This is a genomic window from Paenibacillus sp. PCH8 (assembly GCF_002968835.1).
In the GTDB taxonomy this organism is placed as follows: Bacteria; Bacillota; Bacilli; order Paenibacillales; family Paenibacillaceae; genus Paenibacillus.
Genome location: NZ_PKQK01000001.1, coordinates 757921 through 769863, shown reverse-complemented (window position 1 = coordinate 769863; position 11943 = coordinate 757921). Strand labels below are relative to the sequence as shown.

10 protein-coding genes and 2 riboswitches are annotated in these 11943 nt (G+C 48.9%); of the genes, 9 read left to right on the top strand and 1 reads right to left on the bottom strand.

The window, feature by feature from the left end:
* Nucleotides 1–49 precede the first annotated feature (49 nt).
* The 8 genes from C0Q44_RS03300 (at nucleotide 50) to sdaAA (ending at nucleotide 9051) form a co-directional block, all read left to right on the top strand.
* A complete protein-coding gene (locus C0Q44_RS03300; RefSeq protein WP_105406051.1) occupies nucleotides 50–1342 on the top strand; it encodes an arsenic transporter in 1293 nt (430 codons plus the stop codon).
* Nucleotides 1343–1823: 481 nt separating this feature from the next.
* Entirely contained in the window at nucleotides 1824–2747 is a 924-nt protein-coding gene (locus C0Q44_RS03295) for a phosphate ABC transporter substrate-binding protein (RefSeq protein ID WP_105406050.1), read from the top strand.
* Between the two features lie 145 nt (nucleotides 2748–2892).
* Nucleotides 2893–3801 (top strand): phosphate ABC transporter permease subunit PstC, encoded by a 909-nt coding sequence (gene pstC / locus C0Q44_RS03290; protein WP_105407583.1) that lies wholly within the window; start codon nucleotides 2893–2895, stop codon nucleotides 3799–3801.
* A gap of 2 nt (nucleotides 3802–3803) precedes the next feature.
* Nucleotides 3804–4691 carry a phosphate ABC transporter permease PstA gene (pstA, locus tag C0Q44_RS03285; RefSeq protein WP_105407582.1) on the top strand — a complete coding sequence of 296 codons (888 nt, stop codon included), beginning with the start codon at nucleotides 3804–3806 and terminating at the stop codon, nucleotides 4689–4691.
* 12 nt (nucleotides 4692–4703) lie between these two features.
* Nucleotides 4704–5459 carry a phosphate ABC transporter ATP-binding protein PstB gene (pstB, locus tag C0Q44_RS03280; RefSeq protein WP_105406049.1) on the top strand — a complete coding sequence of 252 codons (756 nt, stop codon included), beginning with the start codon at nucleotides 4704–4706 and terminating at the stop codon, nucleotides 5457–5459.
* Nucleotides 5460–5749: 290 nt separating this feature from the next.
* Nucleotides 5750–6844: a phosphotransferase enzyme family protein gene (locus C0Q44_RS03275; protein WP_105406048.1), complete on the top strand. Its 1095-nt coding sequence runs from the start codon at nucleotides 5750–5752 to the stop codon at nucleotides 6842–6844.
* A gap of 193 nt (nucleotides 6845–7037) precedes the next feature.
* A riboswitch (glycine riboswitch) is annotated at nucleotides 7038–7161 on the top strand.
* Between the two features lie 4 nt (nucleotides 7162–7165).
* Nucleotides 7166–7304: riboswitch (glycine riboswitch) on the top strand.
* Between the two features lie 111 nt (nucleotides 7305–7415).
* On the top strand, nucleotides 7416–8105 hold the full coding sequence (sdaAB, locus tag C0Q44_RS03270) for an L-serine ammonia-lyase, iron-sulfur-dependent subunit beta (protein WP_105406047.1): 690 nt from the start codon (nucleotides 7416–7418) through the stop codon (nucleotides 8103–8105).
* Nucleotides 8095–9051 (top strand): L-serine ammonia-lyase, iron-sulfur-dependent, subunit alpha, encoded by a 957-nt coding sequence (gene sdaAA / locus C0Q44_RS03265; RefSeq protein WP_105406046.1) that lies wholly within the window; start codon nucleotides 8095–8097, stop codon nucleotides 9049–9051. The genes sdaAB and sdaAA overlap by 11 nt, the downstream gene beginning before the upstream one ends.
* A 234-nt stretch (nucleotides 9052–9285) precedes the next feature.
* Here the strand turns inward: sdaAA and C0Q44_RS03260 are convergent, their stop codons facing one another.
* Nucleotides 9286–11040 carry an alpha-glycosidase gene (locus tag C0Q44_RS03260; RefSeq protein ID WP_105406045.1) on the bottom strand — a complete coding sequence of 585 codons (1755 nt, stop codon included), beginning with the start codon at nucleotides 11038–11040 and terminating at the stop codon, nucleotides 9286–9288.
* A 209-nt stretch (nucleotides 11041–11249) separates the two neighbouring features.
* Here C0Q44_RS03260 and C0Q44_RS03255 point away from each other — a divergent pair, with 209 nt between their 5' ends.
* Nucleotides 11250–11933: a response regulator transcription factor gene (locus C0Q44_RS03255; RefSeq protein WP_105406044.1), complete on the top strand. Its 684-nt coding sequence runs from the start codon at nucleotides 11250–11252 to the stop codon at nucleotides 11931–11933.
* Nucleotides 11934–11943 lie beyond the last annotated feature (10 nt).

The window sequence follows — 11943 nt, the reverse complement described above, 5'->3', positions numbered from 1 at the left end:
ATTAAATGTACGATAGAATATATCGAGACAGGATACAGCAGGAGGCTCTATGGTATACGTAGCAATACTGATTTTTGCATTAACTATTACATTGGTCATCTGGCAACCTCGCGGACTGGGCATCGGTTGGAGCGCCTCCGGTGGGGCATTGCTTGCACTATTGTTTGGAGTCGTCAGCTTGAATGATGCTTCTGATGTAGCCTCCATTGTATGGAATGCAACGCTGGCTTTTGTTGGCATTATTATGATTTCTCTAATCCTCGATGAGACGGGATTCTTCGAATGGGCTGCCCTTCATATGGCAAGGCTGGCCGGAGGGAATGGTCCTAGATTGTTCATCTATTCCATTCTACTGGGATCCGCAGTATCTGCCCTGTTCGCCAATGACGGTGCAGCACTCATTCTGACGCCGATTGTTCTGGCGATGGTACGTGCATTGAAGTTTGATGAGCGTATGGTGCTTGCGTTTGTCATGGCTAGCGGATTTATCGCGGATACCACTTCGTTGCCGCTGGTCGTCAGTAATCTGGTTAACATTGTGTCCGCTGATTTCTTCGGGATTACATTTGTGGAGTATGCGGTGCGTATGGTCGTGCCCAATTTGATTTCGATTCTGGCGAGTTCGGCCATGCTGTTCTTGTTCTATCGCAAAAGCATTCCCCGTCGCTACGACATCTCCGCCGCACGCGACCCTAAGGAAGCAATACGTGATCCTCGAATGTTCCGGATCGCCTGGTTCATGCTTGGGTTGTTATTGGTGGCCTACGCATCGAGTGAGTTTCTACCCATTCCCGTGTCGGTTATTGTTGGCTCGGTCGCACTTTTGTTCGGCTTACTGGCTCGCAAGAGCGAGGCTGTCGATCTGAAGCGGGTAATCAAGGAAGCGCCTTGGTCCATTGTCGTGTTCTCGGTGGGTATGTACATTGTCGTGTACGGACTGCGTAATGCAGGGTTAACGGATCATCTGAGCCGCTGGCTGGATTCCATTGCAGAGCATGGTCTGCTCGCTGCTTCACTTGGGATGGGCATCATTGCAGCCGTGTTGTCCTCTGTCATGAACAATCTGCCGACGGTGTTGATTAACGCTTTGGCGATTCAAGGTGCACACACAGAAGGCATTGTGCGCGAGGCTTTGATCTATGCCAATGTCATTGGTTCCGATCTGGGTCCCAAAATGACCCCGATTGGATCACTTGCCACATTGCTGTGGCTGCATGTGTTGTCTCGCAAAGGTGTGAAGATTACATGGGGGTATTATTTCAAGGCAGGTATCATTCTGACCGTTCCTACATTGTTCATTACCTTGGCCGGATTGGCATGGTGGTTATGGATTCTGGGTTAGTAAAATTAGATTTTACATTAGGAACATCGAAGTAGTTCAATAGTTTGTAAAAGGCTGCTCTCACAGCGGGTGCTACGCACTGGCAGTGAGGCAGTTTTTTTATTTCCTGCTTTTGTATTTTCTATAGTAGAATTAAATTCTCTTTCTCTATTAAGCATTTACACAAGGTCAGCCTATTGCAGGGCTGGCCTTCTTTGTGGAAAAAGCGAAGCGTTCGCCTTTATCCCCGAATGTATTCCTTGAGAAAAGTAAATCATATAAATCCGGGGATAACAGCGATTGAAACAACGTCCGTTCCTGAAGCGGTCACTTCAGAGCGATTTGTCTCAGATGCATTTCAATATAAAGCTGATATTTTTAACACTGCGTTTACAAAACACTGATTTTAAGATGACATAACGAAACTACAATGATTAAAGAGTTGATGGTGAACAAACAAATTCACAAAACGCCATCACTACTTGGGGGAGGAAAATAAAAAATGTTTAAAAAGTTGCCGTTTATTTTGATGACCTTAACGTTCGTACTGGTGCTCGCTGCATGCGGATCGAAAAATGACGCAGGTACAGAAGGTGCCGCAAGCAATGGATCAGGAGCTGCTGCTGAACTTAGCGGTAACATTCTGGCTGTTGGATCAACAGCGCTGCAACCTCTGGTAGAGCAAGCCGGACAGAAATTTATGGCAGTTGATGAATATAAGAACGTAATGGTACAAGTGCAAGGCGGCGGTAGTGGTACGGGTCTGACACAAGTATCTGAAGGACAAGCTACGATTGGTAACTCCGATGTATTCGCAGAAGAGAAGCTGAAAGAAGAAGCAAAAGCAAAAGAACTGGTTGATCATCAAGTCGCGGTTGTCGCGATCGCGCCAGTTAGCAACAAAGATTCAGGCGTTCAAGATTTGACGAAGCAACAACTGATCGATATCTTCTCTGGTAAGATTACGAACTGGAAAGACGTTGGTGGTGCAGATCAAGCCATCATTATCGTTAACCGTCCAAGTAGCTCCGGTACTCGTGCAACATTCGAGAACTTCGCTCTGGGAACGAAAGTAGACGATATCCAAGGTTCGATCCAAGAAGATTCCTCAGGTACAGTTAAGAAACTGGTATCCGAGACGCCAGGCGCAATTGGTTACTTGGCTCTGTCTTACCTGGATGACAGCTTGCAAGTTCTGAAATTCGAAGGTGTTGAAGCAACTGTTGAGAACGTGGAAGCAGGAACTTATCCAGTGTGGGCTTACCAACACATGTACACGAAAGGCGAGCCGGATGCAGCAACAAAAGCATTCCTCGACTACATGCTGAGTGATGAAATTCAACAAACAGACGTGAAGGAACTGGGTTACATTCCGGTGTCCGGCATGAAAGTAAAACGCGATGCGACAGGTAACGTAACACAGTAATATTCTCGGACCTTGCGCATACAGCGAAAGAGGCGGACCCAGGTCCTGCCTCTTTGCGCAGTTTGCTCAGAAATTATCCCATATTTTGCACGAATTCTACTACAGAAGGATGGTTGTTATGGAACAGACCGAAGGGGGAACGGTAATGAACAATAAGCTGAAACCACGCCGGCCCTTGAGAGAGAAACATTACTGGGAAGAGTGGACTGGAAAGATCTATACATCGATTTGTGTTGTTTTCCTGATCGTTGTCATGTTTTCCATTGTTTATTTTGTGGCGTCCAAAGGGTTATCGACCTTTTTCCAGGATGGCATAAGCCTGCGTGAATTCTTATTCGGAAGAACATGGAATCCAACAGGTGAACCTGCGGTTTATGGTGCATTACCGTTCATCACCGGTTCCTTTACAACCACATTGCTTGCAGCACTTATTGCGAGCCCGCTTAGTCTGTGTGCAGCGCTCTTTATGACGGAGATTGTACCCGGTAAAGGTAAAAAAATATTACAGCCCGCGATTGAATTGCTTTCCGGTATTCCATCTGTTGTATACGGATTTATCGGTCTGAGTGTTATCGTTCCTATGCTACGCAGTATCTTCGGAGGAGCCGGAATCGGGATTGCAGCCGGATGTCTGGTCTTGTCCGTAATGATTCTGCCCACGGTAACGAGTATTATGGCGGATGCTTTATCCGCTCTGCCCAAAGGTCTGCGTGAATCGTCCTATGCGCTGGGTGCTACACGCTGGCAAACCATCTATCGGGTCATCATCCCGACGGTTCTGCCTGCCTTGTTGACAGGTATTGTACTGGGTATGGCTCGTGCGTTCGGTGAAGCACTGGCTGTGCAGATGGTTATCGGTAATGCACCGCATGTACCGACTTCCTTGCTAGAATCGGCTTCGACGTTAACGAGTGTCATCACCCTGAGCATGGGTAACACCACGATGGGTTCTGTTCATAACAATGCACTATGGAGTATGGCGCTTGTACTGCTGGTAATGACCTTCGTCTTCGTCATTCTGGTTCGCCTGCTTGAAAGGAGGAACCGGGTATGAAAATGAAGGCCAAAACGGTAGACAAAGTTGCAACGGCCATAATCGTTGTTCTAGCCCTGTTCATTGTAGTGCTCTTACTCGGCTTGCTTGGCTACATCCTAATTCGGGGTGTGGGCCAGATCAACTGGCACTTCCTGACGAGTGCACCACAGTTGCTCAAGGGTGGCGGAGGTATTGGGCCGCAGTTGTTCAACTCCATATTCTTGCTTGTCCTGACCTTGATTATTACCATTCCACTCGGATGGGGTGGTGGGATCTATATGGCGGAATACGCCAAACCGGGACGGATTACAAGCTTCATTCGACTCGTTGTTGAAGTCTTGTCCTCTTTCCCGTCGATCGTTATCGGTTTGTTCGGACTCTTGTTGATTGTGAATACATTTGGCCTCGGATTCTCCTTATTATCAGGTGCCATGGCCCTCGCGATTTTCAACCTGCCATTGATGGTACGGACAACAGAGCAGGCTTTCCGCGCTGTTCCCAAAGAACAGAAGGAAGCAGGATTGGCCCTTGGATTATCCAAATGGAAAATCATCACTTCCATTCTGCTGCCTGTTGCATTGCCAAGCTTGATTACCGGTACGATTCTGGCTTCCGGCCGGATCTTCGGTGAAGCAGCTGCACTCATGTTCACAGCGGGTATGAGTAGTCCGCCGCTGGACTTCACAGACTGGAATCCAACAAGTCCAAGATCGCCAATTAACCCGCTGCGTCCTGCGGAGACATTGGCTGTGCATATCTGGAAAGTCAACAGTGAAGGCATTGGACCGGATTCCAAAGAAGTGGCAGCAGGTGCGTCAGCCGTACTCGTTCTTCTTGTGCTGGCGTTCAATCTGAGTGCGCGCTGGATCGGTCGGGTTGTATACCGCCGCATGACAGCTTCGAAATAAGGAGGAACCAACATGGCCATACCTTTTGGTACGGAACAATTAAGCATATATTATGGGCATTTTCAGGCAGTCAAGCAGATTAGTCTGACGTTTCCCGAAGCAAGCGTAACGGCGCTTATCGGGCCATCTGGTTGCGGTAAATCCACGTTCCTTCGATCGCTTAACCGGATGAACGACGAGATTGCCGGCTCCCGTACAGAGGGACATATCTGGATGGACGGTAACGATCTGAATGAACCTGGAACGGATGTAATCAAACTTCGTCAGAAGATTGGCATGGTATGGCAGAAGCCGAATCCTTTTCATAAGTCCATCTACAACAATATCGCGTTTGGCCCCCGCTACCGCGGTACGAAAAGTAAGAAGGCATTGGATGAAATTGTGGAAAAAAGCCTGCGCCGTGCTGCACTCTGGGACGAAGTGAAGGATAGGCTGAATGAGTCGGCTCTGTCTCTCTCGGGTGGACAACAGCAGCGGTTGTGTATTGCCCGTGCCCTCTCGGTTGATCCGCAGATTTTGCTGCTCGACGAGCCAGCATCTGCACTTGACCCCGTATCTTCGGGCAAAGTCGAGGAATTAATTACCGAGCTGAAGAAGGATCTTAGGATCGTCATTGTCACCCATAATATGCAGCAAGCGGCACGCATCTCGGATTATACAGCTTATTTTTATCTTGGAAACATGATTGAGCACGGGGATACAGAGCATATATTCACCAACCCGGACAATCGTCTGACGCAAGAGTACATTATGGGACGTTTTGGTTAATTGTTTTTATTGGATGGAGTTTGAGATAAAGAAAGAGCTACAGAGATAGAGATGAACGAAAGCACAAAGCCCGGATCGTTTGGGGACTTTGTGCTTTTTTAGTATCAACATGTAGCATAGTTTAGTTACATCGCTCATGAAAATTATGTCCAATGAATTTATGGAAAAATTTGCTGTGATGAAAACAATCGTGCTACGATATACAGCAGTAATAAAGCGTTCACAGGGAAATGTCTCACAGCGTATGAGCGGAAAATAAGAAGCAACTCTAATTCATTAGGCAGAAGGAGATGTTGATCATCACTACCGATAAGATATCCTATGACCATATGGCTGCTGAAATCATACAGAATTATACGATGGAGAAACCGGTCGTCTCCTATATTCGCCACAATGAAAATCTGACATACCATGTTGTTGATGAAGCAAGTGGGCAGAAGTATCTACTACGTATACATCAAGCGGCCTTTGCAAGTATGTCGGGAATCCAGCATACTCGCCCTGCACTGGAGGCGGAGATGAACCTGCTTCATCAATTGAACGCCACGACAACGTTGCGAGTGCAGCATCCGGTACGAAATGTACGCGGAGAATGGGTGACGATATGGACAAGTGAAACGGGGAAAGAGATCTGCTGTACGGTACTGGAGTGGATTGACGGTCGGGACATCCAGCAGGGGGAACGCCTGACAACAGAGCAGATCTATGACCTTGGCGTGCAATTGCAGACACTTCATCAATATGGTCGTGTGCAGGAGGCATCAGAAGAAGTCAGAGTTATGGATGAAGGCAGCAGGATATCCAATGAAGTTCATCAAGGGGTCGGCACGCAGGGACAGACAGCTCAGGCGGACGTCCGTCCTTCCTACGGCAGTATCGAAGAAAATCGGGTCATGATGCGGCAACTGGAGGAAGGCGTCAGACTTGGGATTTTTACAGTCGAAGACTTTGAACTGATTCGTGAGACGTTTGAGAATATCAATAGACAGTTGGAGACGTACCCGAACACTCCTGAAACATGGGGAATCATCCATGCAGATATTACGCGCAACAATCTGCTGGTGACGGATCAGGGTATATCCATGATTGATTTTTGTTTATACGGTTATGGATACTACCTCTTTGATGCCGGAGGGGCAGTTCTGATGTTCAGCAGGGAGGAACGGGAAATATTCCTGTCGGGTTATACGAAACAGATCGCACCGCTGACAGAACGGGATATCCGTTTGATGGAAGGGTTCATGTTGATCTTTACATTCGGTTATTATGCCTTCCAGATGGGGAATGAGCCGAGACATGAATGGATGAAAGATCGGATGCCGAAGCTATGCAATAAGTATTGCAGACCTTATGTGCAGAATGAGAGTATCTTCTACGATCTGTGAACTACTATTCATGTGACAAAAGCTCACAAATTATTCGGGATTTCCAGGATTCAAACGAATTATGGTTAAAAACGGTAAAGAAATCGTTAAGTTTATTGACACCGATCTTCCAGTCGATTAATGTTAATGGGTAAGATAAGAATGATGTTCATTGCCGTTCTGACACGAGCTCAGAATGGTTCCATACAGCGGATGATAACGAGCGGGAGAGACCTGGGCAGGCCGAGTAAAATGGTTAGTCTCAGGCACCGAAGGAGCAAGCTGCTGCGCACCCGGCGCAGTGGTTAATCTCTCAGGTAAATGTACCATCGTTGGACGCAACTCTGGAGAGTGCGCGAACTGCGCCACCCAAGGGGTATATGATCAAGCGGCAAGGGTTTGCAAGGTGAGCCACCTGTGGAATACAGGCAACGCCCCTGCGTGCTGCTGATCGTGAAACTCTCAGGTATCGAGGACAGAGAGAGGGCCTGGGGCCTTCTTCTGTCCTTTTTTGATGTCATCATTCAGTAAATAAGGAACATTATGGATCAGCTTCTGGATGGAAATGACGAAGACAATTGGAGGGTTAAAGGTGCGATTTAAAGATGTTTTCTCGATTATTGGTCCGTCGATGACGGGGCCTTCAAGTTCACATACAGCAGGAGCAGCAAGACTCGGGAGAATTGCCCGTCAGTGGCTGGGATGTACACCGGAGCGAGCGCGGTTGACGCTATATGGTTCCTTTGCCGACACGTATCAGGGGCACGGTACGGATCTTGCGCTGATCGGTGGTCTGCTGGACTATGTCACCGACGATCCGCGTATCCCGGATGCAGAGCAGTACGCAGAGGAAGCGGGAATGGAAGTTGAGTTTTATACAAGCGGTCTGCCAGCGCCCCATCCTAATACGGTCAAAATTGAATTGTGGCATGGGGAACGTGTATGTTCCTTAATCGGTGCATCCATTGGCGGTGGCAGCGTATCGGTGCATGCGATGAATGATTTTCGCGTTCAGATCAGCGGTGAATTCCCGACGATTGTCTTGCGTCATGCGGACAAAGCGGGAGTGCTCGCGTCAGTGACTTCAATGATCAGTACGTCCGGAGTTAACATCGGTTACATGCAGGTAGACCGGAAAGGCCGAGATGGGGAAGCACTGACCGCGATGGAGATGGACGGTGTGCCGAATCCTGATATGTTGAAGCGTCTGAGATCGCTGGATCATATGCTGGATATTCGTGTTATTGATTTGAAGAGAGGAGTCGATCCGAATGCGGTTTAAGCATTTGCACGAACTGAATACGATCTGTACAGCGGAGTCCAAAACCATTGCCCAGTTGATGATTGAAGAGCAGGTTCAGGAAACCAACACACCGGAAGCGGATGTGGTACAACAGATGTCGGAATATTATCAGGTGATGAAGGAAGCGGTGCGCAAAGGGCTAACGGAAGATACCACATCACGCAGTGGATTAACGGGTGGAGACGGTAAAAAAATGGCTGAGTATATTCGCCAGGGCGAGACTTGCTCTGGTGATGCCTCTGCACTAGCCATGGCGTATGCCTTATGTGTATCTGAAGTGAATGCCTCTATGGGTCGAATTGTAGCCACACCAACAGCCGGTTCCTGCGGCATTATTCCGGGTGTGTTTATCAGTTCCCAAGAGCGTTTTGGCTGGACGGATGAACATTTGGTCAACGGTCTGTTCTGTGCAGGAGCGATCGGCTATGTCATTGCGAACAATTCCTTTATCTCTGGTGCCGAGGGTGGCTGTCAGGCGGAAGTGGGTTCCGCAATCGGCATGGCCGCAGGTGCCATGGTGGAGCTGCGTGGAGGAACACCGGAACAGGTCGTACATGCGGTAGGGTTGGCGTTAAAAAATACACTCGGTCTCATCTGCGATCCGGTCGCAGGTCTCGTCGAAATTCCGTGCATCGTCCGTAACGGACTCGGTGCTGTCACGGCGCTGGCAGCGGCCGACATGGCTCTGGCTGGAGTACGTAGTGCCATTCCGTCAGACGAAGTTATCGGGGTCATGCTGGAGGTAGGCAGTGCGATGCCTAGCCGTCATCGGGAGACAGCCCAAGGCGGGTTGGCCCAGACACCAACGGGCCGTAAAATGATGCAGAAGCTGGCTAAACCTAAGGCAAAGCGAGCAGAACCTGAAACAGAGTTGGAGACGGGCACGGAAACGGGTAAACAAACAGAAACAGAAAAAGAAGAGTAAGAACCATAAAGCCTGAGCCGTATAACATGTTTCATTGCGGTTAACCACACATAGGCTGCTTGGCAGATATAACGGCGAATACACTCAAACAAGCGTCCGCAAACCTGATATCCAGGTCATGCAGGACGCTTGTTTAAATTAGCGGTTGGACTAAGCTCAGCTCGGTCGGGTAATGACTGAGCTGAGACTGGGATGAGCCTGACACCACATCTATCTTGTTAATCGCGTCTTCCCCTATTTCACATCTGTGCTCAATACCGCATATCCGTAAGCAGGCAATTCAATGGCAAATACGTCATCGTCCTTGGCGGTACGATGGTTCTCGCCGAACAGTTCTGTCCATTGCCCGTCACCTGCTTCCAGCTCAACAATGGCGGTCTCCTCTGATCGGTTGAACAGGACCAGAATGCGTTCCTCATCGTCTTGGCGCTCGAACACAAGTTGGCTGCCTTCGGCACGGGCTTGCAGGAAACGAACGGTACCTTCCGCACGCAGAGCAGGATGAGCATGACGTAGCGAGATCAGTTTCTGATAAAAGTCGAATAGCTCCCTATCCTGCTTCGCTTCGTCCCATTCCATGCATTTACGGCAACCTGGGTCATGTTCGCCGTCCATTCCAATCTCGTCGCCGTAATAGATGCACGGAGCGCCCATGTAACTGAATTGGAATAACGCAGCCAGTTTCATCTTGCGCTGATCGCCCTCACACAGGGTGAGCAGTCGTGGCGTATCGTGGCTATCCAACAGGTTGAACGCTACTTCGCTGGCTTGCAGCGGATAACGGGATAACTGTCGGCCGATCGAGTTCGCGAACTGTTCGGCGTGCATGGTGTTTTTTACGAAGAACGAATTCACAGCATCGGTAAACGGATAGTTCATTGAAGCATCGAACTGGTCACCTTGCAGCCAGGCGGAGGACTCATTCCATACTTCACCCAGAATATAGGCATCAGGATTAGCCGCTTTGACTACACGACGGAAGTCACGCCAGAAGGCATCATCTACTTCATCCGCGACATCCAGCCGCCATCCGTCCGTACCCACTTCCTTGATCCAGTACTCGGCCACTTCCAGCAGATATGCCTTAACCTCCGGATGCTCCGTATTCAGCTTGGGCATATGAGCTTCAAATCCAAATGTCTCATAGGTTGGAATTCCGTCCTTCACGTCCAGCGGGAATTCGTGTACATGGAACCAGTCCTTGTATTTGGATTCTGCTCCGTACTTCTGTACATCGACAAACGGTGCAAAGGTCTTCCCGGAATGATTGAACACGGCATCCAGCAGGACGCGTATTCCGCGCGCATGGCACAGCTCAACCAGCCGTTTGACGGTATCTGCATCGCCAAAGTGGCGATCTACCCGGAGATAGTCTTCCGTATCATATTTATGGTTGGTGACTGCCTCGAAGATGGGTGTGAAGTAGATCGCATTAATGCCCAGCTCGCTGAGGTAATCCAGATGGTCGATCACGCCCTGTAGGTCACCGCCAAAGAAATTGAATGGTGTCGGCTCGCCGCCCCAAGGTTCTACATTTGCCGGATTGAGTTCCGGGTTGCCATTGGCAAATCGTTCAGGGAAAATCTGATAGAAGACCGCATCCTTCACCCATGCAGGCGGCGTAAACACGGCTCCGGCATGAATATAGGGGAACTGGAACATGCGACCCGGATCATCCGGTTCTTTTTCCAGGAAGTCCGTCTCGGTCATCCAGATCTGTTCATCGCCACTTTGGAGCAAAAAGGAGTATTTCAACCGGTGGTAGGGAGGCTTAACTTCGCCTTCGAAATAATCGAACATGGAGTCCGATGTGAACTTGGTTAAGGGAATCATGCCCTTGGTTTCATCCCATGCGTACTTGTCCCCGGTCAGGGCGTGTACCTCGGTCAGATCGTTCTTCTTGGCACGCAGGCGCAGACAGATGGTATCCTGATCATAGGCATAGGCCCAGTTCCGTTTCGGTTGATGATAGATGGCTTCCAGCAGCATTGTGAAGTTCCTCCCGTCATGATACAGATAGTATGTACGTTGTAACATTGTGGACTGGCAGGCATGACATTATTGAAGTGAATGTTTAAGATATACATAAACAGGGACAGTAGAGGGTAACGGAATAACGACATAACTTCGTTCAGAAGCAACCTTCTGTTCAGATATATAATTAACCCAAAGGGTGCAGAAAGGAAACGAATACGTGTATGAAAACCAAATTGTTATACATTGAAGACGATACCGAAATTGCGACTTGGGTCAGAGCCGATCTGGAGGAACGTGGATATGAGGTAGTATGGCTCGGTAGCGGTGAAGGCGCAGCTGAGGCTGCTGTCGGTTGCTCGCTAATTATTCTGGATGTCATGCTGCCAGGGCTGGATGGATTCACAGTCGGACAGCGACTCAAAAAGGAACACCCTGCTGTTCCAATTGTTATGCTTTCGGCCAGAACGTCCATTGACGACAAGCTGCATGGGTTAGATTTTGCCGATGATTATGTGACCAAGCCGTTTCACCCGGATGAACTGGCGGCCCGGATCGAAGTCCAGTTGCGAAAGGCAGGAACTGCAGTCTCATCCGATACTGCCCTGAAGCTGGATCATCTCTTAATCTATGAGAAAGATCACCGAATCGTCCATGAAGGGACGGGAGAAGAAATTATTTTGTCGGGAAAACAGTTCCACATCTTCGCCTACCTGCTTAGACATATGGGCATGATCCGAACCAAAGAGCAGATCTATGAAGCAGTCTGGAACGAGCCTTATCTGGATGGGGACAAGACATTAATGGTACATATTCGACATTTGCGTGAGAAGCTGGAGCTTGATCCGGCAAATCCAGCCGTGATTCAGACGGTCCGAGGTGTGGGATATCGTGTGAAGAAACCATGATTCGGCGGTT